The sequence below is a fragment of the Acinetobacter sp. 1207_04 genome (assembly GCF_052850415.1).
In genome coordinates, this window is the sequence record NZ_VXCQ01000011.1 from 22,355 (window position 1) to 40,242 (window position 17,888).

At 36.7% G+C, this 17,888-nt stretch carries 13 protein-coding genes; 8 read left to right on the forward strand and 5 right to left on the reverse strand.

Annotated elements, in window-relative coordinates; all coding sequences use genetic code 11:
- Nucleotides 1-49 precede the first annotated feature (49 nt).
- From FW754_RS11060 to FW754_RS11070, 3 genes are all read left to right on the forward strand, one after another.
- Nucleotides 50-1,048: a putative oxygenase MesX gene (locus tag FW754_RS11060; protein ID WP_446324666.1), complete on the forward strand. Its 999-nt coding sequence runs from the start codon at nt 50-52 to the stop codon at nt 1,046-1,048.
- A gap of 85 nt (nt 1,049-1,133) precedes the next feature.
- The gene (locus FW754_RS11065) at nt 1,134-2,162 is read left to right on the forward strand and encodes a methionine synthase (protein WP_446324667.1); all 1,029 of its coding nucleotides are present in this window, start codon (nt 1,134-1,136) and stop codon (nt 2,160-2,162) included.
- 150 nt (nt 2,163-2,312) lie between these two features.
- Entirely contained in the window at nt 2,313-2,807 is a 495-nt protein-coding gene (locus tag FW754_RS11070) for a flavin reductase (protein WP_409510502.1), read from the forward strand.
- A 35-nt stretch (nt 2,808-2,842) separates the two neighbouring features.
- On the opposite strand, the gene FW754_RS11075 is transcribed toward FW754_RS11070, so the two are convergent.
- The 5 genes from FW754_RS11075 to FW754_RS11095 form a co-directional block, all read right to left on the reverse strand.
- Nucleotides 2,843-3,541, reverse strand: coding sequence for a DUF1826 domain-containing protein (locus tag FW754_RS11075; protein WP_409510501.1), 699 nt, complete (start codon nt 3,539-3,541; stop codon nt 2,843-2,845).
- A 211-nt stretch (nt 3,542-3,752) separates the two neighbouring features.
- Nucleotides 3,753-5,606, reverse strand: coding sequence for an alkyl/aryl-sulfatase (locus FW754_RS11080; RefSeq protein WP_446324668.1), 1,854 nt, complete (start codon nt 5,604-5,606; stop codon nt 3,753-3,755).
- 163 nt (nt 5,607-5,769) lie between these two features.
- Nucleotides 5,770-6,891: an NAD(P)-dependent alcohol dehydrogenase gene (locus tag FW754_RS11085; protein ID WP_409510499.1), complete on the reverse strand. Its 1,122-nt coding sequence runs from the start codon at nt 6,889-6,891 to the stop codon at nt 5,770-5,772.
- A 263-nt stretch (nt 6,892-7,154) separates the two neighbouring features.
- Nucleotides 7,155-8,390, reverse strand: a complete 1,236-nt coding sequence (locus tag FW754_RS11090) for an OprD family outer membrane porin (RefSeq protein ID WP_446324723.1) — start codon at nt 8,388-8,390, stop codon at nt 7,155-7,157.
- Nucleotides 8,391-8,694: 304 nt separating this feature from the next.
- Nucleotides 8,695-11,097: an arylsulfatase gene (locus FW754_RS11095; protein ID WP_446324669.1), complete on the reverse strand. Its 2,403-nt coding sequence runs from the start codon at nt 11,095-11,097 to the stop codon at nt 8,695-8,697.
- Between the two features lie 568 nt (nt 11,098-11,665).
- On the opposite strand from FW754_RS11095, the gene FW754_RS11100 reads away from it, so the two are divergent.
- The 5 genes from FW754_RS11100 (at nt 11,666) to FW754_RS11120 (ending at nt 17,818) form a co-directional block, all read left to right on the forward strand.
- The gene (locus FW754_RS11100) at nt 11,666-13,429 is read left to right on the forward strand and encodes a sigma-54-dependent Fis family transcriptional regulator (protein WP_446324670.1); all 1,764 of its coding nucleotides are present in this window, start codon (nt 11,666-11,668) and stop codon (nt 13,427-13,429) included.
- Between the two features lie 304 nt (nt 13,430-13,733).
- Nucleotides 13,734-15,188 (forward strand): benzaldehyde dehydrogenase, encoded by a 1,455-nt coding sequence (locus FW754_RS11105; protein WP_446324671.1) that lies wholly within the window; start codon nt 13,734-13,736, stop codon nt 15,186-15,188.
- Nucleotides 15,189-15,249: 61 nt separating this feature from the next.
- The gene (locus FW754_RS11110; RefSeq protein ID WP_419346699.1) at nt 15,250-15,618 is read left to right on the forward strand and encodes a cupin domain-containing protein; all 369 of its coding nucleotides are present in this window, start codon (nt 15,250-15,252) and stop codon (nt 15,616-15,618) included.
- Nucleotides 15,619-15,746: 128 nt separating this feature from the next.
- Nucleotides 15,747-16,742, forward strand: a complete 996-nt coding sequence (locus FW754_RS11115) for a formylglycine-generating enzyme family protein (RefSeq protein WP_446324672.1) — start codon at nt 15,747-15,749, stop codon at nt 16,740-16,742.
- 224 nt (nt 16,743-16,966) lie between these two features.
- Nucleotides 16,967-17,818, forward strand: coding sequence for a 3'(2'),5'-bisphosphate nucleotidase CysQ family protein (locus FW754_RS11120; protein WP_446324673.1), 852 nt, complete (start codon nt 16,967-16,969; stop codon nt 17,816-17,818).
- Nucleotides 17,819-17,888 lie beyond the last annotated feature (70 nt).

Sequence of the window (17,888 nt, forward strand, 5' to 3'; positions counted from 1 at the left end):
GCTCATTCAAGAAAATTATGTTTTATCTCAGAAATTAGGGGCGAGCACCATGAGTCAAAAATTCGCATGTTCAATTAAGCGCATTCGTTTCGATGAAAATTATCAACCTGCTGACAACACACGTTTGACAACAAACTTTGCCAATTTAGCTCGTGGTGAGCATCGCCAAGAAAATTTACGTAGAACTTTGGCAATGATTAACAACCGCTTTAATACCTTGGCGAGTTGCGATAATCCAAATGCTGATCGTTATTCACTTGAAATTGATATTATCTCAGCAGAGATTGATATTGAGGGAAATGGAAATACGTTCCCTTTTATTGAAACACTCAAAAGCACAATCATTGATCATCAAACGAATGAGCGTATTGAAGGCATGATTGGCAACAGTTTTTCTTCTTATGTACGCGATTATGATTTTAGTGTGGTATTGCCTGAACTCGGTTTTAAAATCAATGAAAAACCTGAGTACTTTGGTGATTTACACGGCAAGCTTTATCAGCATTTGGTCAATTCAGAGGTTTTTAAAACAGAATTTAAAAAACAACCTGTGATTTGCTTGAGCGTTTCGACTTCAAAAACGTATTACCGTACAGCAAATATTCATCCTGTGCTTGGTGTGGAATATAAAAATGATGAATATTCGCGTACTGATGAATATTTTAAAAAAATGGGTTTAAGTGTGCGTTACTTCCAACCTAAAAATGCGACGGCACCGTTGGCATTTTATTCAGCAGATAACTTATTGACTGACTATACCGATTTTGAATTAATCAGTGCGATCAGTACCATGGAAAGCTTCCAAAAAATTTACCGCCCTGAAATTTATAATACTAACTCGGTTGCAGGTTTGGTTTACCAACCAAGCTTGGATTTTCAGGATTTTTCATTGACTCGTGTGGTTTATGATCGTGTTGAGCGTGGTCAGTTGGCAGTAAAACAAGGTAAGTGGACGGAAGAAAACTTTATCAAGCCGTACAAAGACATTCTTGAGCAATGGGCTGAAAAGTTTGTTGCTGTAAATGCGAAGCAAGAACACGCAGCTTGATTGACCGAATAGATTAAAGAACAGCATTTTAAAGCATATTACTTTACAGACTTAGTTTTAAAAACATTGAGATAGAAGATTAGACATGGCAATTTTACTCCCAACATCAACAGCAGGCAGCTTACCAAAACCATCTTGGTTAGCAGAACCAGAAAAACTTTGGTCACCTTGGAAATTACAAGGCGATGAATTACTGGAGGCGAAACAAGATGCTTTGCGTTTATCTTTGCAAGAACAGCAACATGCAGGCATCGATATTGTCAGTGATGGTGAACAAACCCGTCAGCATTTTGTCACGACATTTATTGAACATTTAGATGGTGTGGACTTTGAAAAGCGTGAGACAGTGCGTATCCGTAATCGTTATGATGCAAGTGTGCCATCTGTTGTGGGTGCTGTAAGTCGTCAAAAACCGGTATTTGTTGAAGATGCAAAGTTTCTACGTAGTCAAACCACACAACCGATTAAATGGGCACTTCCTGGTCCAATGACGATGATTGATACGTTATATGATGGTCATTATAAAAGCCGTGAAAAATTGGCTTGGGAATTTGCTAAAATTCTCAATCAAGAAGCACTTGAGTTAGAAGCTGCAGGTGTAGATATTATCCAGTTTGATGAGCCAGCATTTAATGTATTCTTTGATGAAGTGAATGATTGGGGCGTGGCGACATTAGAACGTGCGCTTGAAGGTTTGAAGTGTGAAACTGCGGTACATATTTGCTATGGTTATGGCATTAAAGCCAATACAGATTGGAAAAAGACTTTGGGTTCAGAATGGCGTCAATATGAAGAAGCCTTTCCAAAATTACAAAAATCTAAGATCGACATTATTTCACTTGAATGTCAAAATTCACATGTGCCAATGGATTTAATTGAATTGATTCGTGGCAAAAAAGTGATGGTCGGTGCGATTGATGTGGCAAGCAATAAGGTTGAAACGCCTGAAGAAGTTGCCAATACTTTACGCAAAGCGCTTCAATTTGTAGATGCTGATAAGCTATATCCATCAACCAATTGTGGTATGGCACCACTCGCACGTGAAGTGGCACGTGGTAAACTGAATGCTTTAAGTGCTGGTGCTGAAATTATTCGTAAAGAACTCTCAGCTTAATTCGGTTCTTTTAAGAAGAGAACTTTTAAGAATTGAGTTTTTCAGAATAAGGACAAGCTATGATGATTTGATCGACCATTTTGATTGATCAAATCATTATTTGCTCATTCCGACTTGAAATAAGCAAAATTCAAATTTGAGATTGAAAAGATGATTGAAGCGACTGACTTTAGAAATGCAATGTCTTTGTTAACGACTGCTGTTAATGTCATTACGACAAAAGGCGAGACAGGAATGCATGGATTTACGGCATCTGCTGTGTGTAGTGTGACCGATACACCACCGACATTGTTGGTTTGTATGAATCAATCTTCTCGTTCTTATACTCATTTTATGGAAAATGAAATTTTGTCTGTGAATGTATTAGGTTCACAACATGAACACATCTCAAATGCATTTGCCTCAAGTAAATTTAATTCTGAACAACGCTTTAAGCTAGGTTCTTGGGCAAAGCTAGAAACGGGTGCACCGATATTAAAAGATGCGTTAGTCAGTTTTGATTGTCAGATTGAGCAAATTCAGGAAGTCGGAACACATAGTATTTTTATGTGTCGTGTGGTTGCTATTCAGCACAGTCAGCAAGATGAAAGTTTAGTCTATTTTAATCGCGCTTACCATTCGGTTGGGCAGGTAGAAACCGCATAACTTTTAGATTTATTGAGTAAAATTTGTAGCTTTATTTAACAAATCAGCAGTAATCGAAACTCACCATCTTTTTCAACAGGTGCTCTATGTACACATGGTAAGACCTGTTGTTTTGGATGTTCTACCGCTAAACGCCACAGATGCCCTGAGCCCAAGTTTACGGGTTGTGAATTTTCTTTGGCTTGATAATGCAGATCAAAACAATAATCTGTTAAGAAAGCTTCAAACTCATCTTCTGTACCTTCATATATTTCTTTAAGTTTTTCTCTAATACTTGGAATGCTAATTTTTTGCTCAACCTGATTATTGGGCAAAATATCACTTGCAGGGCCATAATAAGTACATAAAAAAGTATTGGTTTCAATGGGTGCACGGTCTACATGAAATGAATATACATCAGTTGAAATGAAATCAAACTCATCATCTCGTTCATAATTTTTAAGCAAATTTAGAGAGGGGGATGCACCGAAATCGCTTAGTAGTTGGATGTCATTAAGAATAGTTTCTCTTGCAATATGACCTTGTTCTGAAAGTTGTAACGCGGAAAGATCTTCAATCGAAATTTCAGTTATATTTTCTATTAAATCAAGCTTTGACACGATTTCCTTAAAGTCGCCAAGCAAATTTCTATGCCAACAGATTGCGTTCATATTGCCATGGAAATTTGAATTGACCAATGTTGCAAAACTAGAAACTACACTGATTTGATCACTATCGGAAAACGTATTTTGCATATTTGTGTTAAATAAAAAAAATATGACTGATCATAACATTCAGTTTGATCGAGATGTTGATGTAGCCAATCTTTATGAGTATCGAATTTTAAAATAGCATTTAATTAGGTGGTAAAATAAACATTAAGCTCTGAAATAATCAATGATTTCAGAGCTATTTTCTAATTTTAAAAACAATTCATATAAATTATTATTGAATAGGTATTAGCGTTTAATACAATAAATTAATAGGTGTATTTTTAAAATCAAAGTTATTAAAAAACTGTTGCTCGGCAGGATTTTCGACTTTTTTAGCACTATTCATGATGGCGATTAAATCCGTTTTTGAAATCTTTAAAACCATCTTTTTTCCCACAGATTTAGCATCGACCACTTTATAATTCATTACTGAATTTTGAAGAGAGATTTCATATAAATCAGTTTGATCAATCTGCATATACACCGTGTTATCTGAGGCATCAATCTTTATTAAGGTCGATAATTTTTCTAAAAATGCAGTCGTAGGGGCGTGCTGTAAAATTGCAGACATATCAATTTTTTTACGGTCATAACTTGATTTTTCATTGCGTAAATCTTTTGCTGCACTGATATAAAAATTACGCCAAGACACCGATTCTGCATCATAACCTAAAGTTAAATAGACATCGGCAAGTGCTTGTTTTGCAGCTTCATTATTAGAGTTTACATTCAAAATATGATTTAAAAGCTCAGCCGCCCAACGAGGTTCATCTTGTTTTTGTGCATTTAAGGCTGACTTGAGTACTGCTTGCTCACCACCCATCATGCTGACATATTTTAAGCTACGTTGTTTTCTTGGTAGCATGTCTAAATTGGCAGGGTTACCATCAAACCATCCAATATAGTATTGATAAATACCTTTGACATTATGTTTGATACTGCCGTAGTAGCCACCCATCGAGAGGTGTTTATTTAAATTTTCAGGCAGTTGAATTTTTTCGGCAATTTCATCTGCAGTATAGCCTTGGTTCATCATTTTTAAGGTTTGATCATGTAGAAATTTATACACATCACGATGTAATGTAATAAATTCAGAAATTTCTTGATTTCCCCATACAGGCCAATGATGTTGCGAAACTAAAATTTCAGTTTTGGCTTGATTATTATACTCTTTTGCTTCATTTAGATATCGGATCCATTTTAAGGTATCGCGAGCCTTAGCTCCTCTTAAAGTGTATAAATTGTGCATGGTATGCGTAATGATTTCTGAACCACAATAAAGTTTTTTGCTCTCAATGCTAAAGGTTAATTCAGATGGTGCTTCTGAGTCAGGGACATTAAAAAAATTTATCTCGATCCCATCGATATTGAGTTTTTGCTCAGGTTGATCAATTAAAATGGTCGGTTGGGCAATGGTAACTGTGCCAAAAGACAATCCTTTACCTAAGCCACTATCAACCAATTGTTTTTCATTGACATCTAAATTCATACCAAACATATAAGACGCACGTTTTCCCATAATTGGGCCTGCCATAATATTTTCATTCGTTGCGGCATCCATGAAGCCCGATGGTGCAATGATTGGAATGTTTTTATCTTCCATAAAGGCTGCGACACCACCAAAATGGTCATAGTGACTGTGAGTTAAAATAATCGCACTGATTTTTTTATGACCTAATTGCGCACGTAAAAATTTAAGCGCAGCAGCCGCGGTTTCTTTAGAAGCGAGGGTATCGACGATGATCCATCCTGTTTTCCCTTCAATGACGGTAATATTGGCTAAGTCAAAACCTCTTAGTTGCCATACGCCTTCGGTGACTTTAAATAAGCCGATATTTTGATTTAATTTTGCTTGAGTAAGTAATTTTGGATTGATGCTATTGCCTGAGTAATTTTTTAAAAACTCATAATCATCATACGACCAAATCAGTTTACCTTGCTCATCCGTTAATGTGCTGTATGGACGAGCTATCAAACCGCGTTGTGCATTTCGCTCATCTTGCTTGCGCTCAAGCTGTGGTATTTTCTGTGGTTCAACTGATGTTGCATAACTGTGTTGCACCAAAATGCTTGCACTGAGTAAAAGAAGCGACAATCCTTGTTTCATGGTGAATCCTAATAAATTTTTGAACGTCATCAGCATTAAAAATCTTAAATTTTTAATTGGCTTATGTACATCATGGGGTGTGAAGTTTGTTTAAATATGAAAATAGATGCACATAAAAAAGCGATTGCATGATGAGTCCATACAATCGCAATTCAATCTATATTTAAGGCTGTACAATTCTGATAATTGGTTTGAGTGTGATACCGCTTTGACTATCTAAAGCAGCTTGATTTATATTTTCAAAGTCATAAAATTTCACTAATTTATCAAAAGGAAATAATCCTTTTTGATATAAATCAACTAATTGTGGAATAAAGGTTTTTGGCACACTACTGCCTTCAACAACACCAACAATGCTTTTACCACCAAGTAAAAGGTCATTGACATCAAACTGCGCCAATGTCCCTAGAGGAGGCGCACCAACAATTGCTAATTTTCCTAAAATACCTAGAGCATCTATGCCTTGTTTTAAAATTTCAGGACGACCTGTCGACTCTAAAGCGAAAGTAACACCACCTTCTGTTATGTCTTTAATGGCCTGTACAGAATCTACATTCTTACTGTTAATGACATGTGTTGCACCAAGTTCTTTGGCAAGTTCTAATCGACTTTCTACAATATCGACGGCAATAATTGTGGTTGCACCACAAATTTTAGCGGCTAAAAGTGCGCTTAAACCTACGGCACCTGCACCAAAGGTGACAAAGCTACTTGCTGGTGTTACTTTTAAGTTATTCATGACAGCGCCTGCACCTGTTTGGATGCCACAACCTAAAGGGCCAAGTAGTTCTAAAGGTGCATTTTTATCGACTTTAATTGTGTTATTTTCAAGGCCTAGAGCGTAGGTTGAAAATGAAGACTGCGCAAAGAAATGATCGTGAACATTTTCATGATTATGTCTGCAAATTGCATTTTCACCTTGTGGATCTGCACCGCTAAAATTACGTGCAAAAAATTCGCTACAATAAGCAGGCGCACCTGAGCTACATTGTTTACATATCCCACAGTAGCCATAACTTAAAACGACATGGTCACCAACAGCAAGGTCTTTTACATTCTCACCAATAGCAGTAATAATGCCTGCGCCTTCGTGCCCTAAAACAGCTGGTAATGGCACAGGGTAATATTGATCTCTCACGATAAGATCAGTATGGCACATTCCTGTGGCAACGACTTTAACAAGCACTTCATTGCCTTGTGGTGGTCTGATTTTTAAATCTTGTAAAACAAAATCTGCGCCTTGACCTTCTGTAACCGCAGCTTGAATATCTATTAAATCAGTCATTTTCATCTCCTTGATGTGACCTATATTGTTTTGGTGATATTAATTTCAGTATGTTAATAAAGCTAACTTAATCAAAAAGTGTGCCAATTTTAACCAATTGATTATTAAGGATTTAAATTGGAATGTGGTGTTCGATTTGTGGACGAGTGTCCAAAAAACAGACATTGAGTTTTTATTGTACAGCGTGATTCAACAAAAAACTTGTCCTTGTGATCAAGCGATTGCAGGGACAGAGAATATTCATTTCAATAAAGGTGAACGATTTATTTAAATTTCCACGTGTAATCAATATTGAAACGGGTTTCATTGGCAGATTTAAATGTTGGTTTTACACCGTGATTATTATCATAATTTGCATAACGACCACGGAAATTTAAACCTTTAAACACGCCTGTTTGTACTTGATACATCAAATCAAAGCCCAATTCTTTTTCATGCAGTTCTTTATTTTCTAGCCCTGCAATATGGTCAAGGTTAATGTCTTGACCATAAGTGTAGCGTGTCATGGCTCTTAGTCCTGGAATATAATTTTTAAAATTATAATCATAGCGAATAGTGTAGGCCTTCTCATTTTTATTGAGAAAATCCGTTGCCCAAGAGTCCATATAAGTTGCAGTTTCGCCACTACTTAAGTAAGGCATTGCGGTATCGCCAGAGTTATGAATATAGCCTGCACTCAATTTATGATTATTTTGAGAAACACCGAAAACTAAATTGCCATGATGGTTATCAATATTACCTGTAAGCTGTTTTCCTTCATCAAGGGTGCGGAAATAACGAAAATCGGTAGACAGACTCATTGCATCATTGATGGGGTAACTGTGATTAAGCCCAGTATAATATTGTTGATAAATATCATGAAAATTGGCATGAAATAAGGTAATTTCTGTCTGTGGATTCAATGCATAATTGGCGCCTATATAATAAAGGTAATCGCTTGAAATAGGTTTAAAACGTCCATTAGCAGAGATCAATTTAATATCTTCATAATTGGTCGAATCTCGCTGATTGACTTGATCTAAGTACGTCATTTCGAGTTTGAGATTTTTAATATCTTTTGAAACCAATTGAACCCCATGATAAGACTGAGGTAGGGCACGGCTAAACGAGGCAATGACCACAGGTGTTTTTGGAAATAATGTACCGTATTTTAATTCCGTCTCTGCATATTTGAATTTTGCAGTTGCGCTAATTTCAGCAAAGCTACTCTCCGGTTTTCCCGTGATAGGATCAAGCGGTAACATACTTGTGCCCCTTGAATGCTCTGCATCTCCCCACAATTTGAACCCTAAACCTGCATAAACATCAAGCCCTGTACCAATTACACCTTTGGTATAACCTGAATTCATATTGAGCATAAAACCTTGAGCCCATTCTTTAGAGGCAGGTTGAGCAACTCCTTCACCCATATAATTACGATCGATATAGACATTCTTTGTGGTCAATGTCACTGTAGATTGATCGATAAAATTTGCGTGTGCAGGATTGATGGCACACATGCTTAGTGCAAGTAAGGTGAAATTAAAATGTTTCATGTTGTCATATTCCTTGAGGAGGTAAAAAGCAACGATCCTGTTGCTCGGTTATGAAGTGCAGATGCTTAAGTATTGATTTGTTTTGGTTTTTAAGGGTTTTGACCTAAAAAAGCCATAAAGTACCCATGACTCTTCAAAAATTGAAAAATCAGAAGCGAAAAAACGAAGTTTTACTCAGGATTTATAACGACAAATTTAAAAAATCTGCCGTAGGAATCCAATTGAAGAGGCTAAAAACACAAGATTTTTAGCCAAAATTTAGCCGACCTTAAGGGGTATATTTCACATTAAGATTGTTAATTTTTCCGTTATAGGCAAATGGTGCTTGGTCATAGTAAGCCGAGGAAACAGGTGACCCGACATCTGAACCAATATCAAAAGTTTCATTCACCGTAAAGCCGAAAGAGACCAATTTCGGAATAGTGCCTTGTGCAATAGCTTTACCATTAACCAAAATTTGTAAATCACCTGAAGATAAATGCTTGATCCCATCTACCGATGGTTTTTTATTGAGTTTAACTTCAATCTTTAAATCGCCTATCGGAAGTTTTTCCGCACTTTTGAGTTTGGTACGCTCAATTTCGAAGGCGTTATATTCATAATGTAAATAACCATCTTGAATAAATAAGCTCACACCGCCACCGAAGCCACCCATTGCAAACAATACGCCATTGGCATTGTCAGGGTTTTTAACATCAATCGTTAGGTTATTATTTCTGCTTGCCAAACGTGGTGCAGTAAATTCAGGGATACGTGTAATAACCGATTTATAATTATATTCGGTGGCAGGATTGACCAACATTTTGTCAGGATGAATCATGGTATACAGTGCACCACCAATCGGTAGATTTTTATTGGCACGAGATTCTTCCATAAAGTTATTTTTTAACTCTTCTAATTTTTGAGGATATTTTCTTGCTAAATCATTGGCTTGGGTGAAATCTTCTTTAAGATTATATAATTCCCAAACGTCTTTGTTAGGTGTCCAAGTTGCCATGCCTGGATTAGTTGCACTCCAAGGCACACGAGGTCCAAAGGTTCCTGCCATCCAACCATCTTTATAAATGGCACGACTGCCCATAATGTCAAAGAATTGGGTGTGTTTTTGCCCTTCAGCTTTGGCATTGTTAAAGGTATATGCCATGCTGACACCATCTAAGGTATCTTGCGTAAAACCATTGACCACTTTGGGTGGGGTAATGTTTAGAATCTCATAAATGGTCGGAGCAATATCGTTGACATGATGGAATTGGCTACGCATTTTTGCATCAGCTTCAATTTTTTGTGGCCAAGAAACTGCTAAAGGCTGACGTGTACCACCTAAAGTCGATGCCACCAATTTAGTGCCTTTAAATGGCGTTGAACCTGCCCAAGCCCAACTTGCATGATACATGCTACTGGTTTTAGCTGTACCTAGCGCATCAAGTCCGCCCAATTCTTCATTTAAAACACGGATATGATCATCAATTTTACTTGGAATACGGTTCAATACGAGCATTTCACTGATAGTACCTTGGAGACCTTCGGCACTTGAGCCGTTATCGCCCCAGATATAGTAGACTAAAGTATTGTTTCCAATCCCTACCTCATCAAGACCATCGAGCATACGTCCAACGTTATAATCAGTATGTTCAACAAAACCTGCGAAGACTTCCATTAAACGTGTTTGAAATGCGCGTTCATTCTGCGGGATACTTTCCCATGCAGGCAACGAGTCAGGGCGTGGCGTGAGTTGTGCATTTTTAGGAATAAACCCTAATTTTTTTTGTCTTGCAAAGGCTATTTTTCGATATTCATCCCATCCTGCATCAAACTGACCTTTGTATTTATTTGCCCACTTTTGATCGACTTGGTGTGGCCCATGTACGGCACCAGGTGCCCAATACATGAGTAATGGTTTATTAGGATTTAAGGTTTTTTGGGTTTTCATCCAACCAATCATATTGTCGGTTAAATCATCGGTTAAGTGATAAGCACCCTGTGAAGTTTTGGCAGGTTTATCAACATATTGGGTATTTAAAATTAAAGATGGGTCATATTGAGAAGCTTCTCCGCCAAAAAATCCATAAAAATGTTCAAAACCATAATGTGTTGGCCAATAATCAAATGGTCCTGCTTGGGTCGTGTGTGCCGTTGGTGTATTATGCCATTTACCAAAAGCTGCAGTGCTATATCCATAATTTTTAAGGACTTCCGCGAGTGTTGCAGAGGTTTTTGGAATGACACCACTAAAACCATCCCAATCATTGGCAAGTTCAGTGATTTGTCCATTGCCGACACGTGTGTGGTTACGACCTGTAAGCAAAGCCGCACGAGTAGGTGAGCACATTGCCGTGGAGTGGAATTGATTATATGAAATCCCTTGTTTAGCAACACGGCTCAGGTTGGGGGTATGGATTAAACCACCATAGGTATCGGGAATACCCGGACCGACATCATCCAAGAGAATAATTAATATATTTGGTGCATCGGCAGGGAGTTTTTGTTGTTCGATTCTACGAATATGAGTAGATTCTTCCATCGTATCTTTTGCGATACTTGCTGAAGGTGCCAAAGGAAAAGGCAAGATATCCTGTGCAATGGTGATGACAGGCACGCCCAAAAAAAGGCTCGTTAAAGGAAGAATAAAAAGACAGGTCGGTTTAATCTTAAATTTACTTAAAATTTTCATCAATGTAGTTCCCTTACATCAAATATAAAAAAGTTATTCGGCTATGTATGGGGCACACAGCGCTCCGTTCTAATCACTTTATTAGCATGAAGCATGCCAATAGATTAAATGTTATTAAATCAATAATTTGAGTCTATATGTTCGGTTCTTATGTCTAGATATTTAACGAATTATTTTCGAGGTGTCCAAATTTAAAACACAGGATTGAAAATAATTTGACATTATATAAACGTAACTCATTTGAGAATTTATATTCTCAAAAAAAAAATTTAATTTGATATGAATAAAATTTTGAATTAATTCAGTTAGTTTTTTTGGGGTATGTGCTTAATATTAAATATATGAATTGATTATCAATGCTTTGTTTTTAATTTTATATATAGATTTTAAATGTATTTAATTATGCTTTAAATGACTATTATCAAGTATTCCTATTTATTTTATAATCTATAGATAATATTAAGTCATCATTTGAAATAAATAAATTTGTCTTATGCAATGATATTGAATGCAAATGATTATTTGTTGTATTTATCGATCATTATATTATGTTCTTAAAGGGATTTTTATGAATAAATTGATTGAGTTGCTATCATGGGAAAGCATAAAGTATGATTTTTTTGAATCAGGTATTCGACCTGAACTTGAACTAGATCAGTTGCCCATTCTAGATTCATGGCAAAAAGCTAAAAATGCAGGTTTGACTCCATATAATTCTATCATTAATAAACAAAATTTTGAGATTCAATCATTAAGTTATGATGATCAACAACTTGCTCGATTAACACAGCCTTATCTCGAAAATATTTTTAACTTATATAAACAACAAAGTATCAGTGTTTTTCTGATTAATAATATGGGTTTAATTGTAAAAGAGTTACATGATGACTCTACTGATGGTTTATATGAATTTCTGAAAGTAGGTCGAGTGGTCTCAGAGGAAAACTTTGGTACGATTGCACCGATTTGCAGTATAGATTCACGTTTACCAATTGCTTTAAATGGGCATCAGCATTATTTAAAAGAATTTTCTTCATTTTCATGTGCTTCTGTGCCTATTTTTAATGGGCGAGGCGATATTCTTGGTGCTTTAGATATTACCTCTAAAATTTCAATTGCAACAGGGAATTGGCTGAATCATTTATTATATCAGTCTTATAAATTTGAAAATGAATTTATTCGTACTACACAAGAAGCAACGTATTTTTTATATTTTCAAAATACTCCCGATTTAATCGGTGGTGCTTATTCAGGTTTAATTGCATTTAATCAGAATGGTCATATTACGCATATGAATCAGGTGGCAAGTCAGTTGATTGGCTGTCAGGTGAAAGATGCTTTAGGCACTGAAATTAATCAAATTTTTGTCAATATAGAATCAATTATGCATCACAGCAATGATATCCATTTATTGAAGAAAAATGATCATGCATTTTGTTATGCCAAAGTGATTCATCCACAAAAAAATACGAGTCAAATGGCGGATGTTAAATTACAGAAATGTATCCGCGCCATTCAAGCGGATATTCCTATTTTAATTACGGGAGAAACAGGGACAGGGAAAGAGTTTTTAGCGCAACAAATTCACGATCAATTTAAAAAACAGCCTTTTATTTCAATTAACTGCGGTGCAATTCCTGATAATTTACTTGAATCTGAATTATTCGGTTATGAAGGTGGTGCTTTTACTGGTGCAAAAGCTAAAGGGCAGATTGGCTTGGTAGAAATGGCAAATGGCGGTTTCTTATTTTTAGATGAATTGGGTGATTTACCTATTCACTTACAAGTCAAAGTTTTACGTGTGTTGCAAGACAATACGTTTTATCGAGTTGGTGGTCGAACTGCATTAAAATCTAATTTTAAACTTATTTGTGCAACCAATCGAAACTTGAAAGATTTAGTCGATCAAGGATTATTTCGTAGTGATTTATATTATCGTATTCGGGGTTATGAAATTGAGTTGAGTCCGTTGAGAGATCGGAATGATAAGCTCACGATTGCAAATACTATTTTGGAAAATTTAGGTGATTATCGCTATTCAGACAAAGTTAAAGCGCAGATTTTAAATTATGCATGGCCGGGGAATATTCGTGAATTAATGAATGTGCTGAAAGTATCCGCGGTTTTTTCAGAGGATTCAATGATCACCGAATTACTGTTACAGGATAAAGGGCAAGTGACAACACCTTTACAGATTCAGTCAACATCAGACCTAGATGGATTAACACGAGAAACCATTAAACGTGTTTATCAAGAAGAAAATATGAATGTGACGAAGGTTGCCAAGCGACTTAATATTTCAAGATCAACGGTTTATAAATATCTAAATTGATGCTGATAGCGCAGTGACTACATACTTATTCACTGCATTTACTTCATTTTTTGTTGCGGATGAAAAAGCAAAAATAGAGTGTCTAGGATTTGGACAGATTGCTTTTAGGATGTGTGAAAAATATAGACAATAAAATATAAAATTTCATATGTTTATGATTTTTATAAAAATAAAATTTGGCATGCTATATGCATATATTCAATATATCTAACACAATATATTGGTTTTTACCTATATTGGAAGGGATTTCGACGTAAATCGTGATTGTGTTTTGATCACATTTCAATGAGTTAAGGATAGAAAAATGAGTATATTAGCAACTGAAATTTGGGAAAATCGTTTTTTTAATGGTCAATGGACAGTCGCAAAAAAAAACTATGCGGTGACTGAAGTGGCAACAGGCGATCCATTGGGTGTCATGGGCTATGCTCAACCAAGTGATGTTCAGCACTCTGCACAACAAGCGAAAATCGCTCAAGAAAAATGGTGGGCATTGTCATACCAAGAACGTGCACAAATTTTTGAAAATGCAATTCAAGTGGCGATTGATCATAAAGCTGACATCATCGAATGGCTGATCAAAGAAAGTGGTTCGATTGTCATGAAAGCAAATTTTGAAACCGATTTAGCCATTCAATCGCTGAAAAATGCGATGATCTTACCATCGAGTGTTCAAGGTTCAGTACTTCCAACGCAAAATGGAAAATTAAGTTTGGCAAAGCGTCTGCCACTAGGTGTAGTTGGTGTGATTTCACCTTTTAATTTTCCATTGTATTTAGCGATTCGTGCGGTTGCTCCTGCCTTGGCATTGGGTAATGCCGTGGTGTTAAAGCCAGATGAGCGTACAGCAGTGAGTAGCGGTTTTGTCATCGCACGCATTTTTGAACTTGCAGGTTTGCCAAAAGGTTTACTGCATGTTTTACCGGGTGGTGCTGAGGTTGGCGAAGCTTTGGTCAATGATTCGAATATTGCGAGCATTCAGTTTACAGGTTCAACTGAAGTAGGTCGTATTATTGGTGCAGGTGCAGGGCGTACACTGAAAAAAGTATCTTTAGAATTAGGCGGTAAAAACTCACTGTTAATTTTAGATGATGCTGATATTGAACTTGCGGCACAAAATATTGCTTGGGGTGTGTTTTTGCATTCAGGTCAGATTTGTATGACTTCAGGTAAAATATTAATTCATCAATCGATTTTTGAAGCAGTAAAACAACGAGTAGTTGAAAAAGTCCAAAAATTGAAAATGGGCAATCCAATGGATCCAAGCGTGAATATTGGTCCATTAATCAATCAAAGACAGTGCCAACGTGTCGAAGGTCTAGTTCAAAGTGCGATTACTGCAGGTGCAAAACTAGAAGTGGGTGGCAAAGCAAACGGTGTATTCTTTGAGCCAACAGTGTTGTCTCAGGTTACGCAAGATAATCCTATTTTCGAACAAGAAATTTTTGGCCCTGTCGCTGTACTTATTCCATTTGCAACAGATGAAGAAGCGATCGTCTTGGCTAATATGGGCGATTATGGTTTGTCTGCTGGCATTATTACCTCAAATGTCAGTCATGGCATGCAAGTGGCACAATCTTTAAAAGTCGGTCTATTACACATTAATGATCAAACAGTCAATGATGAAACACTGAATCCATTTGGTGGTTTTGGTGCATCAGGTAATGGTACGCGCATTGGTGGCCCTGCAAATGTGGATGAATTTACCCAATGGCAATGGATGACGATTCAGGCACAAGCGCCGAATTACCCATTTTAATCATTACTCATTTTTAACGTAATGAATTGATATCATTTAATGGAATAAACAGGAGTTTCACATGGAGAGTCATTCACAAGTGATCACAATGGATAGCAATCGTATGCCTTGGCAGGAATTACCTATTCCTGAACTTGATGCAAGTATTTTTATGAAACCGTTGTTTTTAGACAATATGACGGGGATGTCAATTTCTAAAGCCTGTTATAAAGCGGGTTTTATGAATAAATCTCATACGCATCATTGTGCGCATGGCATGTATGTTTTAGATGGCATTTTAGTGACTTCGGTTGGTGAATTTGCTCCAGGAAGCTTTGTATGGTTTCCTGAAGGTGAAACCATGTTTCATGGTGCTCAAGAAGATAATGATGTGACTTTTTTATTCATTACCGATAAGAACTTTGATATTCAGTATAACGATCTTGAATAATAAGCATTGTTTGAAATAAGCCAAAAGATGCATTTTTTGGCTGAGATTCAGTTGCGCTATCGAATATAGCGTAGCTGAATTTTATGAAGTTGCTGAAATATTTTGACTTAGCGTATTGAGTAAATGCCATGAAAAATAAATCCCTCTTAACTTATGTGCTCAGCCTAGTCGCCGTTGTGTTACTTTCGGGTTGTAATGCCAAAACGGATTTAAATGCAACTGAGCAAAGCAAAACTGCTTTGGGAACTTTAGAGAAATGTCAGGCTTATAGCGGCTTACCGCAACAATGGTTGCAAAATAAACATGCAGGTATGGTACGAATCTCAGGTGGAACTTTTCAAATTGGGAGTAATGATCATTATCCTGAAGAACGTTCATTACTGAAAAGTGAAAGAAAAGTGGATGATTTTTGGATCGATGCCACCGAAGTCACCAATGCACAATTTCGAAGTTTTGTTCAAGCTACAGCTTATGTGACGGAAGCTGAAAAACAAGGTGAAGCTGCTGTATTTACACCACCTACGCAAACAGTGGGAGAATTAACATGGTGGCAATTGCAAGCCAATGCCAATTGGAAACAACCAACAGGGCCGAATTCTAAACCCATCGCTGAGCATGAACCTGTTCGCATGATTACGCTAAAAGATGCTATGGCGTATGCAAAATGGTTAGGTCGTGATTTACCCACGGAAGAGCAGTGGGAATATGCCGCCAAAGCCTTTAGTCATCAACGTGATGTAAGTGCTTCTTTAGATAAAGATCATGTAAATGCCAATGTATGGCAAGGTGAATTTCCATATCATAACGATCAAACTGATACTTTTGCAGGTGTGGCACCTGTAGGATGCTTTGCTGCCAATGGATTTGGACTTTATGACATGATTGGAAATGTGTGGGAATACACCCAAACGCCATTCGTAGGTAGCCATGACGACCATATGGGGATAGAGCAACAATTGCATGCACATAAACCGCAGGCATTTAATAATTATACCATTAAAGGTGGTTCATACTTGTGTGCAGACAATTATTGTGCACGATATAGAGCTGCGGCACGACATCCGCAAGAAAGCGATTTGGCGATTAGCCATGTTGGTTTTAGGACGGTAAAGTCGAGTGAGTGATACGGAGGATCGTATTGAGTGAAATGCAGTATGTTATAGATGATAAAATTATTGTGAATTCAACTAGTATGATTTTGCGTGCGTATAGCGATCATAAATTTACTCAATTTTAAGTGATGTTCTAAGATTTTCAATAGATGCATTATTGAAGGTTTTATCAGCTACAATATGAAATTCAAAAATGCATGCTGATAGAATCAATTCGCTTAGGACAGGTTTTTGCTATGTTTATAACAACTCAAGTACCGCAAGATGAACAAATTTTAAAACTTGTGCCGATTATGGCAAAGGCGAGTCAGATTCTACTTGAGGAATATCAAAACTATTGTGATGGTCAGGCATTTAATATTGAGCGCAAAAATGATGAATCGCCTGTCACACAAGCAGATTTGAGAGTTAATACGTATTTGATAGAGCAATTGGCAAAAATTACACCCGAATTGCCTGTGTTGTCCGAAGAAAGTGACAATACTGAACGACATACGTGGGAAATGTGTTGGATGCTTGACCCTTTAGATGGAACTAAAGAATTTATTCATAAACGAGATGAATTTACTATTAATTTGAGCTTGATCCAAAATCATCAAACCATTTTTTCAGTGATTGCTGTACCGACTGAGCAAGTGATGTATTTGGGTTATTTAACCGAGCTTCCTTATAAATATTCATTTGTGACGGAGCGTTGGGAGCGTTACAACAAGTTTAAAGAAACTCAGCAAGATGCCATTCAAGTGGGTTTAAGCCACAGTAGTAAAAATTCGAAATATCAGCAATATATTGATTATCTTGAACAAGAAAATCCAGTTATGCGCCGTGAGGCAGGCAGTGCTTATAAGTTTTGTATGATGCTTGAGGGTGAAATTGATATTTATCCACGGTTTCATCCAACATCAGAGTGGGATACAAGTGCAGGACAGGGCTTACTTGAAAGTATTGGTGGTGGATTGGTGAGTCTAGATGCTCAACCTTTTATCTATAATCAACGAGATACCTTATTAAATGCAGGTTTTATTGCTTATCGGAATGAGGATAATAAACAACTCGCTTTAGATGCATTGCAGAATGTTTCTGTGTGACATTTACAGCAATATTGAATTATGAAAATGTGGCATGCTTTACACGTTTTAGTGTCGGTCAATAACTGTT

What these genes read in the sequence shown, in the direction of transcription:
- FW754_RS11060 (WP_446324666.1), top strand. Translation starts at nt 50, where the DNA reads ATGAGTCAAAAATTCGCATGTTCAATTAAGCGCATTCGTTTCGATGAA.
- FW754_RS11065 (WP_446324667.1), top strand. Translation starts at nt 1,134, where the DNA reads ATGGCAATTTTACTCCCAACATCAACAGCAGGCAGCTTACCAAAACCA.
- FW754_RS11070 (WP_409510502.1), top strand. Translation starts at nt 2,313, where the DNA reads ATGATTGAAGCGACTGACTTTAGAAATGCAATGTCTTTGTTAACGACT.
- FW754_RS11075 (WP_409510501.1), bottom strand. Translation starts at nt 3,541, where the DNA reads ATGCAAAATACGTTTTCCGATAGTGATCAAATCAGTGTAGTTTCTAGT.
- FW754_RS11080 (WP_446324668.1), bottom strand. Translation starts at nt 5,606, where the DNA reads ATGAAACAAGGATTGTCGCTTCTTTTACTCAGTGCAAGCATTTTGGTG.
- FW754_RS11085 (WP_409510499.1), bottom strand. Translation starts at nt 6,891, where the DNA reads ATGACTGATTTAATAGATATTCAAGCTGCGGTTACAGAAGGTCAAGGC.
- FW754_RS11090 (WP_446324723.1), bottom strand. Translation starts at nt 8,390, where the DNA reads ATGTGTGCCATCAATCCTGCACACGCAAATTTTATCGATCAATCTACA.
- FW754_RS11095 (WP_446324669.1), bottom strand. Translation starts at nt 11,097, where the DNA reads ATGAAAATTTTAAGTAAATTTAAGATTAAACCGACCTGTCTTTTTATT.
- FW754_RS11100 (WP_446324670.1), top strand. Translation starts at nt 11,666, where the DNA reads ATGAATAAATTGATTGAGTTGCTATCATGGGAAAGCATAAAGTATGAT.
- FW754_RS11105 (WP_446324671.1), top strand. Translation starts at nt 13,734, where the DNA reads ATGAGTATATTAGCAACTGAAATTTGGGAAAATCGTTTTTTTAATGGT.
- FW754_RS11110 (WP_419346699.1), top strand. Translation starts at nt 15,250, where the DNA reads ATGGAGAGTCATTCACAAGTGATCACAATGGATAGCAATCGTATGCCT.
- FW754_RS11115 (WP_446324672.1), top strand. Translation starts at nt 15,747, where the DNA reads ATGAAAAATAAATCCCTCTTAACTTATGTGCTCAGCCTAGTCGCCGTT.
- FW754_RS11120 (WP_446324673.1), top strand. Translation starts at nt 16,967, where the DNA reads ATGTTTATAACAACTCAAGTACCGCAAGATGAACAAATTTTAAAACTT.